An 18365-nucleotide genomic window follows, 5' to 3' on the forward strand; every position below is an offset into this window, starting at 1 on the left:
TGCTAACTGTGAGCGGACGTTAACTGATTGTTACCTGCGGCACAGATATCAAGGCAGTTGCAGAGAGGGCGGTTCCGGGGGCAGACCCTTGACTTTGCAAGGAATTGCAACCCTGGCGTCTACCCGGGTGCAAAGAGGTTCGTGAAGGAATACGTCGTAAAGTGCCGAAGGCCCCCGGCGTGTCGCCGGAGGCCTTCGTGAAGCGGTTCTTTATTTAGTTCATGTCCGGCAGGTCAAGCCAGCGGTACCAGCCGCGGTGCAGCACCAGCCAGGCCATCAGGCCGTAGCCGGCCTGGCCGGGGGTGCCTCCGTTGGATGCCAGATCCGTGCGCCACTGCTCATGGTTCAGCAGGGGAGTGAGGGTGTCCACGTAGACGTGTTTCCGCCGGGTGGTCACGTCGCCGAAGGCGGCTGAGAGATCCGACAGGCGCCGGTTCCGTTCCGCGTTCAACCCCGGAGGCGGTCCCACGACAAAGACCTTGATGCTCATCTGGGCTGCACCGTCCAGAATGTTGGCCAGGTTGAGCCGGCTTCGCGCCGTCGACAGGTCCAGGTCAAGGTCACGGTCGGAAAGGCCGATGACCAGACGGTTCTCGCAGCGGTCGTCGAAGCGGCGGCCGGCTTCCTGCAGCCAGCGGTTTGCCAGGGCCTCGGTTCCCTCCTGGGGTGCCGCCAGCGTATAGGCCTGGACATTCACGTTCTCGGGGGTGGTACGGGCCAGGACCCGGCCCAGCCAGCCCAGGGCGCGAGGGTCGCCGTGCCCGGCCAGCAGCTCGTCACCGACGGCTGCAAGCCTGATTTTGCGTTGTTCCACTAGTCACCTTTTCCGGTCACAAAAAACGGGGTGGGGCGCCAGCAGCGCCCCACCCCAACTTAGCCTACTGGCGTTCGAAGGCCTTCTTGACGAGGATGTCCTGCTCTACCGCGTGCCGCTTGGCGGAGCCGGTTGCGGTGGAAGCAGACGCCGGCCGTGAAACCAGGCGCAGCGGCCGATCCAGTTCGGCCGGAAGGTTCAGGCCGATGAACGGCCACGGACCCTGGTTGGCGGGCTCGTCCTGCGCCCAGACAACTTCGGCGTTCGGGTACTTGGAAACGGCAGCCTGGATTTCCGCGGCGGGCATCGGGTAGAGCTGCTCCACGCGGACGATCGCGGTCTTCTGGTCGCCGGTTTTCTGCCGGTTGGCCAGCAGGTCGTAGTACAGGCGGCCGGAGACCAGCAGTACGCGGTCCACGGCGTTGGTGTCCAAGTCCGCGTGCTCCGGGATGACCGGCTGGAACGAACCCGAGGTGAAGTCTTCCACCGAGGTGGCAGCGGCCTTCAGGCGCAGCAGCTGCTTCGGGGTGAAGACGATCAGCGGCTTCCGCGGACGGCTGTAAGCCTGGCGGCGCAGCAGATGGAAGTGCGAAGCACCCGTGGAGGGGTTGGCAACAATCATGTTGTCTTCGGCGCACATCTGCAGGAAACGCTCGATCCGTGCGGACGAGTGGTCCGGGCCCTGGCCCTCGTAACCGTGCGGAAGCATCAGCACCAGCGAGGAACGCTGGCCCCACTTCTGCTCGGCCGAAGAGATGAACTCATCAATGATGGTCTGGGCGCCGTTGACGAAGTCGCCGAACTGGGCTTCCCAGAGCACGAGTGCATCCGGGCGTTCCACCGAGTAGCCGTATTCGAAGCCCATGGCGGCGAATTCGGACAGCAGGGAATCGTAGATCCACAGCTTTGCCTGGCTGGGATCCAGTTCAGCCAGCGGCATCCACTCTTCGCCGGTGGCGCGGTCGTGGAAGACGGCGTGGCGCTGGGTGAAGGTACCGCGGCGGGAGTCCTGGCCGGCCAGGCGAACGGGGACGCCTTCCATGACGAGCGAACCAAAGGCTGCGATTTCGGCGAAGCCCCAGTCAATGCCGCCTTCACGGGACATCTGCTCCCGCTTTTCCAGCAGGGCCTTGAGCTTGGGATGCACCGTGAAGCCTTCGGGAACGGCTACGTGCGCCTTGCCGATATGTGCCAGGACCTCCGCGGAGATGGCCGTGGACGCCGGGGACACGATGGTGCTGCCTTCCTGCTGGGACGACGGGCGTTCCAGATCGGAGACGGCTTCGGTGTCCTTGGTGATGACCGGCAGGGGAGAAGTCTGCGCGGCGTGCGTTTCCGCGAAGACCCGCTCCAGACGGCCCTGGTAGTCGCGCAGTGCCTGCTCTGCTTCTTCCTGGCTGATGTCGCCGCGTCCGATCAGGGACTCGGTGTACAGCTTGCGCACGGAGCGCTTGGCCTCAATCAGGCTGTACATCATCGGCTGCGTCATCGAGGGATCGTCACCCTCGTTGTGGCCGCGCCGGCGGTAGCAGACCATGTCGATGACAACGTCCTTGTGGAAGCGCTGACGGTAGTCGTAGGCCAGCTGCGCAATGCGCACCACCTGCTCCGGATCGTCGCCGTTCACATGGAAGATGGGAGCCTGGACCATCTTGGCCACATCGGTGGAGTACACCGAGGAGCGCGATGATGTGGGCGAGGTAGTGAAGCCGACCTGGTTATTGACCACTACGTGGATGGTTCCGCCCGTGCGGTAGCCGCGCAGCTGGGACAGGTTCAGCGTTTCCGCGACTACGCCCTGGCCCGCAAAGGCTGCGTCACCGTGGATGAGGATCGGCAGGACCGGGAAGTCATCGCCCTGGTCCAGGCGGTCCTGCTTGGCCCGCACGATGCCTTCAAGGACGGAGTCCCCGGCCTCAAGGTGGGAGGGGTTGGCTGCCAGGTACACCTTGGTCTGGTTGCCGTTGTCCGAGGTGAAGGTTCCTTCGGTGCCAAGGTGGTACTTGACGTCGCCGGAGCCCTGGACGCTGCGCGGGTCCTGGGTTCCTTCAAATTCACGGAAGACCTGGGCGTAGGTCTTGCCCGCGATGTTGGTCAGCACGTTCAGGCGGCCGCGGTGGGCCATGCCGATGCCGACTTCGGCCATGCCGTCGTCGGCCGCACCGGAAATGACGGTGTCCAGCAGCGGAATCAGTGATTCGCCGCCTTCAAGGGAGAAGCGCTTCTGGCCAACGAACTTCGTCTGCAGGAAGGTCTCAAAAGCCTCAGCGGCGTTGAGCTTGCTGAGGATGCGCAGCTGCTCCTCGTTTGTCGGCTTGCTGTACTTGGTTTCCAGGCGCTCCTGGAACCACTCGCGCTCAACCGGATCCTGGATGTGCATGTACTCGATGCCCGCCGTACGGCAGTACGCATCGCGGAGCACGCCGAGGATGTGGCGCAGCTTGAGCATCGGCTTGCCGCCGAAACCGCCGGTGGGCCATTCGCGGTCCAGGTCCCAGAGCGTCAGGCCGTGGTTCAGGATGTCCAGGTCCGCATGGCGGCGCTGGACGTATTCCAGCGGGTTTGTGTCCGCCATGAGGTGTCCGCGGACACGGTACGAGTGGATCAGCTGCTGGATGCGTGCAACCTTGTTGATCTGCTCTTCAGGGTTGACCTGAATGTCCGGGCTCCAGCGCACCGGCTCGTACGGGATCCGCAGGGATTCGAAGATCTCGTCGTAGAAGCCCTGCTCGCCGAGGAGCAGCTGGTGGATGATGCGCAGGAACTCGCCGCTGCCTGCACCCTGGATGACGCGGTGGTCATAGGTGGAGGTCAGCGTGATGATCTTGGAGATCGCGTTCTGGGCCAGGATCTTCTCGTTGGAACCCTGGAACTCCGCCGGGTAGTCGAGGGCACCGGCACCGATGATGCACGCCTGGCCCTTGGAGAGGCGGGGAACGGAATGGACCGTTCCGATTCCGCCCGGGTTGGTCAGCGAGATGGTGGTGCCCTTGTAATCGTCGGCGGTGAGCTTGCCGTCGCGGGCCTTCTTGACGAGGTCTTCATACGCATGCCAGAACTCCGAGAAGTTCAGCGTCTCGGCCTTCTTGATGTTCGGCACCACGAGGAGGCGGGTGCCGTCCGGCTTGGGCATGTCGATGGCCAGACCGAAATTGACGTGCGCCGGCTGGACGGCAACGGGCTTGCCGTCCACGACGTCGTAGTACACGTTCTGGGACGGGAACTGTGCAGCGGCGCGGATGATGGCGTAGCCGAGCAGGTGCGTGAAGGAGATCTTCCCGCCGCGGGCGCGCTTGAGGTGGCTGTTGATGACAATGCGGTTGTCGATCAGCAGCTTGGCCGGAACGGCACGGACGGTGGTTGCCGTGGGAACGCTCAGGCTGAGGTCCATGTTGGTGGCAATGGCCTTGGCCGGGCCGCGCAGGACGTTGACCTTGTCTTCCTCGGTGGGAACACTGCTGGGCTGGGTCTTGGGCAGCTGCGCGGGAATCGGCGGGGTCTTGCTCTCCGCGGGTTCGCTCTTGGCCTGGGCAGGCTTGGCATCCTTGGCTGCAGAGTTGGACGCTGCAGCTTCCTTGGCGACCGGCGGCTTGCCGGACTGCTGCGTGGATGCGGGGGACTCCCCGGAAGCCTTCGGCTTGGCGGACTCGGCCTGCACTACCGGAAGCTGGCGGGTCGTGGGGTTCGCTCCGGCCTGGCCTGCGGCCGCGGATCCGTTTCCGTTGGACGCTGCTGCGCCGGAAGCCTGTGCTTCCTCGTCCTTGAAGGAATCGAAGATGCTCCACCACTTCTTGTCAACAGAGTTCTTGTCCTTGAGGTACTGCTCGTAGAGTTCATCGACAAGCCACTCGTTGCCGCCGAATTCTTCCGGCAGCCGGTGGTTGGATTGGTCTGGCACTGTTGATACGCCTCTTCCATGAGTTGCCTTTTGCCCTGTTTGGCACCATGTCTGAGGGCTTGCGCCGCAAAGCTCACTGGTGCGGCCCGGCCGGTGCGCTGTGACCGAGACTTCATGCCAGTCTAGTGACATTGCGGGACAACTGGCCAATTGGTTTGACATCCGGGGTGCCCCGGGAGCTATCGCATCCGCGCACCCGCTGCACGCGCGCACGTTGCGCGGCGCCCGGTTTAGCTGCAGGGGTAACGGTGGCGCGCAATTGCCGAACCTGTAAACTGAAAATCTCATGGACAGTTTCTCTAGGCGCCGGCCTGCGTCCCCGTCCGCACTTGCTGCGGACCGCACGCACAGAGCCGGCCACGCCCGAACCCAGACCCACAGCACTCCCGCCGCCGCATCGGAGCCTTCCAGTCCGGCCTCTGCTGATCACCCTCCGCCTGCCAGGCGCATTGACGCCGGCGACCCCCGGACTTTGGGGGGAAGGCCCTGATGGAATGGCTTTACCTCGTCTTCGGCCTGGTGCTGATCCTTGGCACCGGTTTCTTCGTAGCCGTGGAATTCTCGCTGGTCGCCCTTGACCAACCCACGGTCCGCCGTGCCGTGGAGAACGGCGACAAAGGGGCCGAGCCCCTGCTGCGCTGCCTCACCTCACTGTCCACCCAGCTGTCCAGCTGCCAGCTGGGCATCACCGTCACCACCCTGCTGACCGGCTTTGTCATGGAGCCGTCGGTGGGCAGGCTGCTGCAAACACCGCTGGCAGGTCTCGGGCTTCCCCCGGTCGCAGTGGATTCCGTATCCGTGGTTGCGGCGATGGTCCTCGCGACGTTCCTGTCCATGCTTCTGGGTGAACTGATCCCCAAGAACATGTCCATCTCGCTGCCCTTCCGGATGGGGCGTGCCCTGGCCCGTCCGCAGCTGGCCTTCACCGTGCTGTTCAAGCCGGCCATCGTGGTCCTGAACGGTTTCTCCAACAAGGTCCTCAACCTCTTTGGCCTCGAAGCCAAGGAGGAGGTCTCCGGAGCCCGCACCCCCGCGGAGCTTTCCTCCATGGTGCGGCGTTCAGCCGAGATGGGAACCCTGGACCAGGGGACGGCAAACTTCCTTTCCCGCACGTTCTCCTTCGCGGAACGGACTGCGGCGGATGTCATGACCCCGCGCATCCGGCTCGAAACCATCGATTCCGAACAGTCCGTTGCCGATGTTATTGAGGCAGCCCGGCGTACCGGCTATTCGCGCTTCCCCGTGCTGGGTGATTCCCCGGATGACATCAGGGGCGTTGTCCACGTTAAGAAGGCCGTGGCCGTGCCGCGCAGCCGCCGGGCAGACCTGCCGGCAGGAGCCATTATGAGCGAGGTCCTGCGGGTCCCTGAGACGGTGCACCTGGACAGCCTGCTGTCGGAACTGCGGAACGCAAACCTGCAGCTCGCGGTCGTCCTGGACGAGTGGGGCGGAACCGCCGGTGTTGCCACCCTCGAGGACCTGGTGGAGGAAATCGTCGGCGAAGTCTCGGATGAACATGACAAGATCAAGCCCGGCGTGCTGCAGAGTGCCGCCGGCGCCTGGTACTTCCCGGGCATCATGCGTCCCGATGAAGTCTCCCGTCTGGTGCCCCTGCTGCACATCCCCGATGAATCCGGCTACGAAACCGTAGGCGGGTACATCATGGCCGAGCTGGGACGCATTGCCCAAACGGGCGACCGCGTGGAAACGGACGGCGGGCTGCTGGAGGTCGAGCGCATGGACGGACGGCGCATTGACCGCGTCAGTTTCATTCCTCAGGAGAACGATGACGATCCGGCGGCTGCCGATGAAAGCGCGCCAAAGGGGCGGACGTCCGATGCCGCCGGGGGCGCTGCCGGGGATGCCGCATCGAAGGATCCCGCATCGAAGGATGCGGCAGTGAAGAACTCCGCCCTGAAGGACACCGCCGGCAGGGGGACCCAGCGATGACCGATGTTATGGGCATTTTCTGGCTGGTCCTGCTGCTGATCGGCAACGCCTTCTTTGTGGGCGGCGAGTTTGCCGTCATGTCCGCACGCCGGAGCCAGATAGAGCCGCTGGCTGATGCCGGCTCCAAACGTGCCAAAACCACGCTCTGGGCGATGGAACACGTGTCCCTGATGCTTGCCTGCGCACAGCTGGGCATCACGGTCTGTTCCCTGTTGATCCTCTCCGTGGCAGAACCCGCCATCCACCACCTCCTGGCCGCACCGCTGGAAGCCGTGGGATTGCCGGTGGAGTTTGCCGACGGAGCAGGGTTCCTTGTGGCACTGCTGATTGTCACCTTCCTGCACGTGACCTTTGGCGAGATGGTCCCGAAGAACATTTCGGTTTCCGTTGCCGACCGGGCCGTGCTGCTCCTGGCGCCGCCCCTGGTCTTCATTTCCCGGGTGGTCCGGCCGGTCATCTTCAGCCTGAACTGGCTGGCCAACCACGCGCTGCGCGCCATGGGGATTACTCCCAAGGACGAGGTCGCCTCTGCCTTCACACTGGAGGAGATGCAGTCGATCGTGGAGGAATCCACCAAGCACGGGCTTGTGGCCGATGACTCCGGCGTTATTTCCGGAGCGCTGGAATTCTCCGGTCAGTCCGCCGGAACCGTGATGGTTCCGCTGGATGAGCTTGTCACCCTGCGCACCGACACCACGCCGGCGGAGTTCGAAAAGGCCGTGGGCCGGACCGGATTCTCGCGCTTTGTGCTGATGGATGAGCACGGTAATCTGACGGGCTACATGCATCTGAAGGACATCATGGCCATTCCCGCTGACGCCTATGACCGCCCGCTGACGGAGAATAAGGTCCGCACCCTGGCCAACCTGCGGCTGGATGACGGCATTGAAGATGCATTGGCAACGATGCAGCGCACGGGTTCCCATCTGGCCCGCGTACTTGGCCCGGACAACCAGACCCGGGGCGTACTCTTCCTGGAGGACGTCATTGAGCAGCTCGTCGGTGAAATCCGCGACGCCACCCAGGCGCAGGGCTTCCGACGTTCGGGGGAAAGCTACTCCGAATAGGAGTTCCGCGAGTCTGAGGCCGCAGCTTAGATGCGAATGATTCGCGTTTAGGTTATGCTGAGGGGAGTTCCGTTCGCGGAGCTCCCCTCCTTCTTTTAACCCTCCTCGCGCGACAGGGATATCACCACTTATGCGACGACCGTCCGTTCGCCTGCCCGGCATACTCCTTGCCGCCGGCGCCCTCGCCCTGACCGGTTGCACCGGAAACACCGATTCCCCCGCCGGCGGAGGCGGGGAAGGGAAGCTGGACGTTGTTGCTTCCACCAATGTGTACGGAAACATCCTGGAGACGGTGGGCGGAGACAACGTCAGCGTCACCGCCGTCATCAACCGGCCCAGCCAGGACCCGCATTCCTATGAAGCGACGGCGCGGGACAAGCTTGCCGTCTCCGAGGCCGATCTTGTGGTCCTCAACGGCGGCGGCTACGACACGTTCATGGAGCAGCTGGTTGCCGATTCGGGAATGGACAGTGCCGATGTCCTGAATGCGGTGGAGATTTCCGGGCTGGAAGAGCACGAAGACGACGCCGCGGGACACGACGACGCCGCGGGACACGACGACGCCGCGGGACACGACGACGGCGACGCCGGTCACGAGGAAGACCACGACCACGGCGGCCACTCGCACGGTTCCTTCAACGAGCACGTTTGGTACAGCCCGGCGGCGATGGGACTGCTGGCCGAAGCCGCAGCCGAACGTCTGTCCACCCTGGACCCGGACAACGCAGAGGGCTACCGGGACAACGCCGCCACCTTCAACAGCGGTGTCGAAGACCTCCTGGCCGAGCTGGACGCAGACAAAGCAGTGGCCGGCAACCGCGAGGTGGCTGTCACCGAACCCGTTCCGGAATACCTGTTCGAGGCTGCCGGACTGCATAACGTCACTCCTGCGGATTTCACCTCCGCCGTGGAGGAAGGCGCCGACGTTCCTCCTGCGGTGCTCAAGGAAATGCAGGATCTGCTGAGGTCCGGAGACATTGCCTTCCTGGCCTACAACACCCAAACCTCAACCTCGCAGACCGAAGCGGTCCGCGAGACCGCCGAGGATGCCGGGGTTCCCGTGCTGGACTTCTCCGAGACCCTTCCCGACGGGAAGGACTACCTGAGCTGGATGGGCGCAAACGTGGCCGCCATTGATGACGTGCTGCGATGACCGGTCCGGTGGTCCGGATCCGGGACGCAGGCCTGTCCTTCGGGTCCCGTACCCTGTGGGACGGACTGAACCTGGATATCAACGCCGGAGAGTTCCTGGCTGTGCTGGGACCCAACGGCTCCGGAAAGACCAGCTTCCTGAAAGTGCTGCTCGGCCTGCAGCAGCTCACCCAGGGCACCGTGGAGATCAACGGCGTGCCTGCCCGGCGGGGGAGCCGCGACATCGGCTACATCCCGCAGCAGAAGGCGTTCGGTCCCGGAACCCCGCTGCGCGCACGTGACCTCGTGGGCCTGGGCGTCGACGGCAACAAGTGGGGCCTGCGGCTGCACCGGGCACCCGTGCGGAAACGGGTGGATGAGCTTCTGGAGCAGGTGGGTGCCACCCGGTATGCCAACGAACCGGTGGGCCTGCTCTCCGGCGGCGAACTCCAGCGGCTGCGTGCCGCACAGGCCCTGGCCACCGATCCCGATCTCCTCCTGTGCGACGAACCCCTGCTGTCCCTGGACCTGCACCACCAGCAGGCCATCAGCTCACTGATTGACCGGCGCTGCCATGAGCAGGACTCGGCCGTTGTTTTTGTCACCCATGAGATCAACCCGGTCATCGATTACGTGGACCGCGTGCTGTATCTGGCCGGGGGAACCTTCCGTACCGGAACGCCGTCGGAAGTGCTGCGGTCGGACGTGCTCTCGGAAATGTACGGAAGCCGCGTGGAAGTCCTGCGCAGCCACGGACGCATTGTGGTCCTCGGGATCCCCGACGCGACCACCCATGCCCACGGCGAGAGCGAGGATGACCATGGACTTGAGTGATTTGTTTTCCGCAGTCTTTGACTTCAGCGACTACGGGCAGCTTCTCCCGCTGGTCAGCAATTCCATCTGGGCGGCAGCAATCCTCGGCCTGGTGGGCGGCCTGATCGGAACTTTTGTCCTGATGCGGGACCTGGCCTTCGCCGTGCACGGCATCGCTGAACTGTCCTTTGCCGGCGCTGCCTTCGCCCTGCTGATCGGCGCCAACGTGGTGATCGGTTCCCTGGCGGGTTCGGTCATTGCGGCGCTGCTGCTGGCCGTCATGGGGCTCAAGGCCCGGGACCGCAACTCCGTGACGGGCGTGATCATGCCGTTCGGGCTTGGTCTGGGCATCCTGTTCCTGGGGCTTTACGAGGGCAGGTCGGCCAACAAATTCGGCCTGCTGACCGGGCAGATCGTCGCCGTCGACACCGTGCAGCTGAACCTGCTGGCGGGCACCGCCGTCGTCGTCATGGCCGGGCTGGTGCTGATCTGGCGCCCGCTGACCTTCGCCAGCACCGACCCCGAGCTGGCGGAAGCACGCGGCGTTCCGGTGCGCGTGCTGTCCATTGTCTTCATGATTCTGCTGGGGCTCTCCGTGGCGCTGTCCATCCAGGTGGTGGGAGCCCTGCTGGTGCTGTCGCTGCTGATCACGCCGTCTGCCGCCGCCTTGCTGGTGACGTCCTCGCCGCGGCTGGTGGTGCTGCTCAGCGTGCTGTTTGCCGTGACCTCGGCGGTGGGCGGAATCCTGCTGGCGCTGGGCGGGCGAATCTCGATCAGCCCGTACATCACCACCATCTCGTTCCTGATTTACCTCATCTGCCGGCTGATCAAGCGGCTGCGGACCAAGGGGCGGGCGAGGGCTGCGGCCGTCGCCGCCTAACCGATCAGCGGCGCTGAACGCTCAGGCGCTGCATTCGGGACAAAGCCCGAAAATCTCCACGGTATGGGCAACATCGGTGAACCCGTACTGCGCACCGAGCCCGGCGGCCCAGGCCTCAACGGCCGGGGCCTCCACCTCCACGGCCTTACCGCAGCGGCGGCACACCAGGTGATGGTGGTGGTGCTCCACTGCGCAGCGGCGGTACAGCGCCTCGCCGTCACCGTTGCGCAGTACATCCACCTGGTTTTCCTCAGCCATGGACTGCAGGATGCGGTAGGTGGTGGCCAGCGAGACGCTGTCGCCGCGGTCATGCAGCAGGCGGTAGAGCTCCTGCGTGCTGACAAAATCGTCCAGCTCATCCAGTGTTCTGCCAACTGCAAGGCGCTGGCGTGTGACCCGCTGTTCCGGGGCCCGCTTGGCTGGCCGGGACGTCTCGGATGACATGCTCACTCCTTGGAACGGTAATGCCGGAGCCGGTTGGCAGTGTTGTTCCCGGACCCGGCTTGCAGCAACTGATTCTGTGCAGCCGGTCCGGCGCCGCCGGTGCAGTTTCCAGATTATCGCACCGGGGACGCAACGCCCCTGCCGCGGCACTGCCGGTACGGGCACGAATCCGGGTGTGCGGGGTACTGTGACCCCTATGAAACTGACCAAGTACACCCATTCATGCGTGCGCCTGGAGCGGGACGGCAGCGTCCTGGTACTGGATCCCGGCTCATTCTCCGAAGTTGAAGAGGCCCTGGACGGAGCATCCGCCGTCCTGGTGACCCACGAGCATGTCGATCACCTGGACCGGACGCGCGTGCTGGCGCAGCTGCAGCAAAATACCGGTCTTGAGCTCCATGCCCCGGCGGCGCTGGCGGCCTCCCTGCGCAGCGAGGCGGAGGGCGATGCTGCTGCCCGGATCCACGACGCGGAACCGGACAGCACCTTTACTGTGGCCGGTTTCGAGGTGTCCTCCTTCGGCGGCCAGCATGCCCTGATTCATCCGCTGATTCCGATGGTGGCCAACATCGGTTACCTGATCGAGGGCCGGGTCTACCACCCCGGTGATTCCTTCGTGGTTCCGCACGGGCTGCGGGCCCGGACGGTCCTGGTGCCGCTGCACGCACCCTGGTCAAAAATGAGCGAAGTGATCGACTTTGTCATCGCGACGGGAGCCGAGCATGCCTACCCCATCCACGACGCCCTGCTTAACGACACCGGACGCACGATGGTCGAAGGGCACGTGGGCCGCTTCAGTACGCAGTACGGCACGCAGTTCCGCCACCTGGACAGCGGAGAATCGGTGCAGGTATGACCGGCCCGGTGATCGATGTCCCGGGGCTGCAGGAGCTGCTGGCCTCGGATGAATCGGTGGTCCTGCTGGACGTGCGGTGGGCCCTGGGCCATACCGACGGGCACAAGCAGTACCAGCGCGGGCACATTCCCGGGGCCGTGTTCGTGGATCTGGAAAAGGACCTGGCAGCGCCGTCCGGGACCGGCTCCGCAGGACGCCACCCCTTGCCGGACCGGGAGGATTTCCAGCGCACGGCTTGCCGCTGGGGCATCAACCCCAGGGACACCGTAGTGGCCTATGACGCCGTGGGCGGAACCTCGGCCGCCCGCGCCTGGTGGCTGCTGCGCCACGCGGGAGTGGACGCTGTCTACGTGCTCGACGGCGGCGTCGTCGCCTGGCACCGGGCGGGCCTGGCTCTGGAAGGCGGGGACGTGGTGCCTGCCGAAGGCAGCATTGAGCTGGCCTGGGGCCGGATGCCGGTCCTGGAAATGTGGGATGTTCCCGGCGTTGTGGCAGCCGGAAGGCTGCTGGATGCACGGGCGAAGGAACGCTACCGCGGCGACCGCGAACCGATCGATCCGCAGGCCGGACACATTCCCGGAGCCTTCAACGCTCCCGCCGCCGACAACCTGACGGAGGAGGGAACCTTCCGTTCCCCCGAGGAGCTGCGGGCGGCCTATGAAGCCCTGGGCGTGCACGGAGGTGCGCCGGTGGCGGTGTACTGCGGATCCGGTGTCAGCGCTGCCCATGACGTGGTGGCGCTGGAAGTTGCCGGCTACAAGGCGGCGCTTTATCCGGGATCCTGGTCGCAGTGGTCATCCACCAAAGGCTCACCGGTGGCCGTTGGCCCGCAGCCCGGGGAATGGCCCGGCACAGGGAAAAAGCGATAGCGTCTAAGGATGATTACCGGCCGTCCCGTACCCCCGCCGCTGAACCTGCGGGTGCCTGCCGATGCGCAGGTTCCCTCAGGCGCAGCCGCCGGCTCCGCGCCTGAGTCCACTTCCCCCGTCCAAGGAGCTTCCATGCCCACTTTGTTCACCAAGATCATCAACGGCGAAATCCCCGGACGCTTTGTCTGGAAGGACGACGACGTGGCGGCGTTCCTGAGCATCGGCCCGCTGAGCGACGGCCACACCCTGGTGGTGCCCCGCCTGGAGGTCGACAAATGGACTGACGCCCCCGCGGATCTGCTGCAGAAGCTGACCGCCGTTGCGCAGGCCATCGGTTCCGCGCAGATTGCCGCGTTTGGTTCCGAGCGTGCCGGGCTGAGCATTGCCGGGTTTGAAGTCGATCATCTGCACCTGCACGTGTGGCCAACCAATTCGCTGCAGGACTTCGACTTCAGCCGGGCCGATTCCAACCCGGATCCCGAGCGCATGGACGCCAACGCGGAAAAGCTGCGCCAGGCGCTGCGCGATGCCGGACACGGGGAGTTTGTGCCGGAGGCTTAGCTGCTGCGTTCCGCTGGGTGCCGCTCAGGGGCGGGGCAACCCGTCCCTGCCGGCCTGCCGGCTGATTGCCCAGTCCCAAATGAGCTCAGCGGTGTAGCGGCCATGGCTGCGCAGATGCGGGCTTGCCGGGACCTCCGGGGAGGTGCCCGAGTTGATCATGTAGTTCAGCAGTGCTGCCAGCCAGGCGTCGATGTATTCCGCCGGCACCTCCCGGGTGAGCCGCGAGCGCCGCAGCCAGGCATCGGCGTCGAGCCCGCCGCCGCGGGCATAGGGGAGCACCCCCACCCAGTCCGTCCACGCTGCACCGGTGCCCAGGAAATTCCAGTCGCAAATGAGCGCCCTGCCGGAGCTGATCAGGATGTTGTCCGGCCGCAGATCTCCGTGCAGGACGGCGTCCCCGGCCAGGGCCTCCGGACACAAATCCAGTGAGGCCTGGAACAGGCGGGCCTGACCGGCCTCCAGCTCCGGCAGGAACCATGGGCTGGGGCCGCCGTCGATGATCGGCGCAAACTGGGAGGGAACCTGCGCCATATCCTCGGCCAGCGGGTCCCCGGCCAGCGCCGCAGGGAAGCCTGAAAGGCGCTCAGCAGCTCTAACGCAGGCGCTCTCCACTGCGGCCAGGTCGGCTTCGTTCCACGGCTGTCCCGGCATCCGGCCCTCCACCGCCTCATAGACCAGCAGCTGCCAGTCCACGCCGTCCACCACGTGGTGCTCCGCGAGGTGCAGGCGGGGTACGGGCATTCCCTCGGGCAGGAGGGGGACAACCCGGGACTCGCGCTCATAGGCCGGGTAAATGACCGAATCCGAGGCCGGTGCCGCCTTGGCGAAAACCTGTACGCCCGTGTCGCTGCCCAGTACGGCGGCGAAGCCGTTAGTGAACCCGCCGCCCGCGCTGCGGACCGAGACGATGCGTCCGCCGGCGTGGGCGGACAACCGCTCCCGCAGGGCGTCGGGCAGCTCGGAAAAGGTGCGGCGGTTTGCGGTCCGGCGGTAATCCGGGACGGGGACGCGGTTCTGCGTTGGGTGCGGCATCGGATCAGCCTAGTTGAGCGATCCGCCGTCGCCCGGGAATTCTGCTCCGGTTTGGGAAATCCCTCCGGTTTGCCGGCGCAGGGATTTCCCAAACCGGAGGGATTCGGGGCCTAAGACGGAGCCAGGGCTGCGTTCAAGGCCGTACGGATCCGCTTTTCCGAGACAGAGCGCACCGTGCCCAGTTCCTGCGCGAAGAAGCTGATCCGCAGTTCCTCGATCATCCAGCGGACCTCCGTCAGTGCCGGCGGGGTTCCGGCGCCGGGCAGCAGGGCGGCAACGGCGTCGTCGTAGTCGTCCTCCAGGGCCTGGATCACGGCCATCTGCTGGGCGTCGCGCTGCACATTGGTGGGCAGTTTCTCGAGCCGGCGCTCAATACCCGCCAGATAACGCGGCAGGTGGGTGAGCCGCGCGTACCCGGTGCGGGCCACGAACCCGGGGTAGACCAGGGAATCCAGCTGGGCGCGGATGTCGTTCAGGGCGCTGATCAGGGCCAGCGACTGGGTTCCCTTGAGCGCCTTGGTGATCCGCCGGGTGCTGGACAGGATTTTCTCCACCGTGGCGGTCACCGTGAAGACGGTGTCAATCAGCTCGGCCCGGACCTTTTCGTAGAGCTCATCGAACTCTGCCCGGGTCCAGGGCAGTGCCTCAGGCGTCAGCTTGTCCACAGCGGCCAGGGTGCAGTCCTCGATCAGGGCGGCCACCGAACCGTGCGGATTCTGGCTGAAGGTCAGCTTTTCGGTATTGCTCAGGTGCTCCAGCACGTACTTGGCCGGGCTCGGAACACGCAGCACCAGCAGCCGGATAACGCCGCCGCGCATGGCGACTGCCTGGTCCCCGGCGCTCTGGAACATCCTCAGGCCGGCAGTTTTGCCTTCGTCCACGAGGGCCGGGTACCCGGTGACCGTGTGTCCGGCCACGAGCCGCTGCACCTGCTTCTCGATGGTGCCCACGCTCCACTCGGTCAGCCCGGACTGTTCGGCCATCGAGGGCCCGGAGGAAACCGCGTCCGACGACGCCGCACCGGAGCGCTGCCCCGGACCGGCGTTTGTGCCCGGGTTGGAGGACTTGCCTCCGCGCTTGCCGGCAATCTTGGGCGTCACGGTTTTGGGTGTGGCGCCGAGGGATTCGGCAATGGCGCGCCGGGTGGCAGGGGCCAGGGATTCCTGCAGCGCGGCCAGGTCCTTGCCTTCGTCCAGGACCTTGCCGGAGCCGTCCACCACGCAGAAGCTCATGCGAAGGTGTTCGGGAACGGCGTCCCAGTTCCAGGAGCCGGGCGGAATGATGTGGCCCTTGAGCCGGCGCAGGGCCAGTTCCAGGGAGGGTTCCAGAGCGTCCGAGGCTGGATCGAAGTCAGCGGCCAGGGCAGCTGCGGCGGCCCGTGCCACGTCCGGCGCCGGAATGAAGTTCTTCCGGACGGCCTTGGGCAGGGACTTGATCAGCGCCGTGATGAGCTCGGCGCGGAGCCCCGGAATCTGCCACTTGAACGGTTCGGGATCCAGCTGGTTGAGGAACAGGACCGGGACCTCCACGCTGACGCCGTCGCCGGCTCCGGCAACGCCCGGGGAGAACTCATAGGACAGAGGCAGGTCAAAGTCGCCGTAGCGGAAGCTCTTCGGGAAATCATTCTCATCCAGGCCGGCGGCGTCGTCGGTGCGAAGCGCATCGGGATCAAAGTCCAGCAGGGCCGGATTTTCATGCCGGGCACTCTTCCACCACTTGTCGAAGTGACGTTCGGAGACCACATCCTTGCCCACGCGCTCGTCGTAGAACTCGAACAGTGTCTCGTCATCAACGCGCAGGCCGCGGCGCCGGACCCGGTTTTCCAGTTCCTCCACCTCGGCGAGCAGCGCCTGGTTGCGGTGGAAGAACTTGTGGTGAGTGCGCCAGTCACCCTCCACCAGGGCGTGGCGGATGAACATTTCACGGGACAGCTCGGGGTCCACCCGGCCGTAGTTGATGCTGCGCTGCGGGATGACCGGGACACCGTAGAGGGTGACCTTCTCATACGCCATCACCGAGCCGCGGCTCTTGGACCAGTGCGGTTCGCTGTAGGAGCGTTTGATCAGATGCGGAGCCACTTCCTCGACCCACAGGGGGTCGAACTTGGCCGCCACCCGCGCCCACAGCCGGGAGGTTTCCACCAGTTCGGCGGCCATCACCCAGTCCGGGGACTTCTTGAACAGGGCCGAGCCCGGGAAGACCGCAAAGCGGGTGCCGCGCGCACCGGTGTACTCGCGCTTGCGCTGGTCGTAGAGGCCAATATGGCTGAGCAGGCCCGCGAGCAGGCTCATGTGGATCTCTTTGTCGAGGGCCACCGGGTCCACCGGGCCGGGGGAGAGCGTGATGCCCAGCGGCTTGGCGATCTGGCGCAGCTGCGCAAAAAGGTCCTGCCACTCCCGGATACGCAGATAGTTGAGGAACTCGTTTTTGCAGAGGCGGCGGAAGGCCGACGACGAGAGTTCCTTCTGTTTGTCCTGCAGGTAGCGCCAGAGGTTCAGGTATCCGGTGAAGTCCGAGTTCTCATCCACGAACCGCTTGTGCAGTTCGGCTGCCTTCTGGGCGCGTGCGGCGTCGTCCTTCGAAGGGCGTTCACGCGGATCCTGGATGGTCAGCGCTGCGGTGAGCACCATGACTTCCTTGGCGCAGCCCCGGGCTCCGGCTTCCACGATCATCCGGCCCAGCCGGGGGTCAACCGGCAGCTGGGAAAGCTTGCGGCCCACGGGGGTGATGCCGCCGGCTGGCTGCAGGGCGCCAAGTTCCTTCAGCAGGGTGGCGCCGTCGTTGATGGCCTTGGAATCCGGGGGCTGGACGAACGGGAAGTCCGCCACGTCCTTGGGCCCCTTGGCCACACCCATGGCGGACATCTGCAGGATGACGGCGGCAAGGTTGGTGCGCAGGATCTCGGGGTCCGTGAACTCAGGACGGGCCTCAAAGTCCTCCTGCGAGTACAGGCGGATGGCGATGCCGTCCGAGACACGGCCGCAGCGGCCCGAGCGCTGGTTGGCGGAGGCCTGGGAGATGCGCTCGATCGGCAGGCGCTGGACTTTGGTGCGGTGCGAGTACCGGGAGATGCGCGCGGTGCCGGTGTCGATGACGTATTTGATGCCCGGCACGGTCAGCGAGGTCTCGGCAACGTTGGTGGCCAGGATAATCCGCCGGTGCTTGCCGGGGTGGAAGACCTTGTGCTGGTCCGCCAGGGAGAGCCGGGCGTACAGCGGCAGGATCTCCGTGTTGGCCAGGCGGGGCACGCGCTGCACGGAGGAGCGCAGGGCGTCGGCGGCGTCGCGGATTTCGCGCTCGCCGGAGAAGAAGATCAGGATGTCTCCGGGAGCTTCGCGGGAGAGTTCCTCGACGGCGTCGCAGACTGCGTCCACCGGGTCGCGGTCTTCTTCCAGCTCATCGTCGATTTCTTCGTCGTCCGATCCGCCGTCGGCCGGCTGGTTCAGCGGACGGTAACGGATTTCCACGGGGAAGGTCCGCCCGGAAACTTCGATGATGGGGGCCGGCTTGCCGTCGGCCGCAAAGTGCTCGGCAAAGCGTTCCGGATCAATGGTGGCCGAGGTGATGATGACCTTCAGGTCCGGCCGTTCCGGCAGGAGCCTGCGCAGGTAGCCCAGGATGAAGTCGATGTTCAGGCTGCGCTCATGGGCCTCATCAATGATGATGGTGCTGTATTTCTTGAGCTTGCGGTCGTGCTGGATTTCGGCCAGCAGGATGCCGTCGGTCATCAGCTTGACCTTGGTCTGCCGGCTGGTTTCGCCGGTGAAGCGCACCTGGTAGCCCACCTCCGCGCCGAGCTCGACGTCGAGCTCCTCCGCGATGCGCTCGGCCACCGTGCGTGCGGCCAGCCGCCGCGGCTGGGTGTGTCCGATCAGACCCTTCTCCGCCAGCCCGAGTTCCAGGCACATCTTGGGGATCTGGGTGGTTTTGCCGGAACCGGTTTCGCCCGCGATGATCGTCACCTGGTTGGCGGCAATGGCCGCCATGATGTCTTCGCGGCGCTCCGAAACGGGCAGCTGGGCGGGGTAAGAAATAGTCAGTGCCATGATT

Annotated in this window: 13 protein-coding genes; 8 read left to right on the forward strand and 5 right to left on the reverse strand. The window is 65.3% G+C overall.

What is annotated here, in order from left to right; all coding sequences use genetic code 11:
- Positions 1–214 precede the first annotated feature (214 nt).
- Together AC4D2W_RS09735 and AC4D2W_RS09740 are read right to left on the reverse strand one after the other, a co-directional pair.
- Entirely contained in the window at positions 215–814 is a 600-nt protein-coding gene (locus AC4D2W_RS09735) for a GDSL-type esterase/lipase family protein (protein ID WP_400931631.1), read from the reverse strand.
- A gap of 64 nt (positions 815–878) precedes the next feature.
- Entirely contained in the window at positions 879–4712 is a 3834-nt protein-coding gene (locus tag AC4D2W_RS09740) for a multifunctional oxoglutarate decarboxylase/oxoglutarate dehydrogenase thiamine pyrophosphate-binding subunit/dihydrolipoyllysine-residue succinyltransferase subunit (protein WP_490926680.1), read from the reverse strand.
- A 489-nt stretch (positions 4713–5201) separates the two neighbouring features.
- Between AC4D2W_RS09740 and AC4D2W_RS09745 the strand changes: the two genes are divergently transcribed.
- From AC4D2W_RS09745 to AC4D2W_RS09765, 5 genes are all read left to right on the forward strand, one after another.
- Entirely contained in the window at positions 5202–6662 is a 1461-nt protein-coding gene (locus AC4D2W_RS09745; RefSeq protein ID WP_490926681.1) for a hemolysin family protein, read from the forward strand.
- Positions 6659–7729 carry a hemolysin family protein gene (locus AC4D2W_RS09750; RefSeq protein ID WP_490926682.1) on the forward strand — a complete coding sequence of 357 codons (1071 nt, stop codon included), beginning with the start codon at positions 6659–6661 and terminating at the stop codon, positions 7727–7729. The genes AC4D2W_RS09745 and AC4D2W_RS09750 overlap by 4 nt, the downstream gene beginning before the upstream one ends.
- 130 nt (positions 7730–7859) lie before the next feature.
- Positions 7860–8882: a metal ABC transporter solute-binding protein, Zn/Mn family gene (locus tag AC4D2W_RS09755; protein ID WP_490926683.1), complete on the forward strand. Its 1023-nt coding sequence runs from the start codon at positions 7860–7862 to the stop codon at positions 8880–8882.
- Complete coding sequence (locus tag AC4D2W_RS09760) at positions 8879–9694, forward strand: metal ABC transporter ATP-binding protein (protein ID WP_490926684.1); 816 nt, start codon at positions 8879–8881, stop codon at positions 9692–9694. Before AC4D2W_RS09755 ends, AC4D2W_RS09760 begins: the two co-directional genes overlap by 4 nt.
- Positions 9681–10553: a metal ABC transporter permease gene (locus tag AC4D2W_RS09765; RefSeq protein WP_490926685.1), complete on the forward strand. Its 873-nt coding sequence runs from the start codon at positions 9681–9683 to the stop codon at positions 10551–10553. Before AC4D2W_RS09760 ends, AC4D2W_RS09765 begins: the two co-directional genes overlap by 14 nt.
- A 21-nt stretch (positions 10554–10574) precedes the next feature.
- Here AC4D2W_RS09765 and AC4D2W_RS09770 read toward each other — a convergent pair whose 3' ends face one another.
- A complete protein-coding gene (locus tag AC4D2W_RS09770) occupies positions 10575–10997 on the reverse strand; it encodes a Fur family transcriptional regulator (protein WP_490926686.1) in 423 nt (140 codons plus the stop codon).
- Between the two features lie 196 nt (positions 10998–11193).
- Here AC4D2W_RS09770 and AC4D2W_RS09775 point away from each other — a divergent pair, with 196 nt between their 5' ends.
- The 3 genes from AC4D2W_RS09775 (at position 11194) to AC4D2W_RS09785 (ending at position 13283) form a co-directional block, all read left to right on the forward strand.
- Entirely contained in the window at positions 11194–11853 is a 660-nt protein-coding gene (locus AC4D2W_RS09775) for an MBL fold metallo-hydrolase (RefSeq protein WP_490926687.1), read from the forward strand.
- Positions 11850–12722, forward strand: a complete 873-nt coding sequence (locus AC4D2W_RS09780; protein WP_490926688.1) for a sulfurtransferase — start codon at positions 11850–11852, stop codon at positions 12720–12722. Before AC4D2W_RS09775 ends, AC4D2W_RS09780 begins: the two co-directional genes overlap by 4 nt.
- A gap of 132 nt (positions 12723–12854) precedes the next feature.
- Positions 12855–13283 (forward strand): HIT family protein, encoded by a 429-nt coding sequence (locus AC4D2W_RS09785; RefSeq protein WP_490926826.1) that lies wholly within the window; start codon positions 12855–12857, stop codon positions 13281–13283.
- Between the two features lie 24 nt (positions 13284–13307).
- Here AC4D2W_RS09785 and AC4D2W_RS09790 read toward each other — a convergent pair whose 3' ends face one another.
- On the reverse strand, positions 13308–14315 hold the full coding sequence (locus AC4D2W_RS09790; protein ID WP_490926689.1) for a phosphotransferase family protein: 1008 nt from the start codon (positions 14313–14315) through the stop codon (positions 13308–13310).
- A 110-nt stretch (positions 14316–14425) separates the two neighbouring features.
- On the reverse strand, positions 14426–18361 hold the full coding sequence (hrpA, locus tag AC4D2W_RS09795; RefSeq protein ID WP_490926690.1) for an ATP-dependent RNA helicase HrpA: 3936 nt from the start codon (positions 18359–18361) through the stop codon (positions 14426–14428).
- Between the last annotated feature and the right edge of the window lie 4 nt (positions 18362–18365).

This window comes from Arthrobacter sp. TJ-58 (assembly GCF_058269295.1).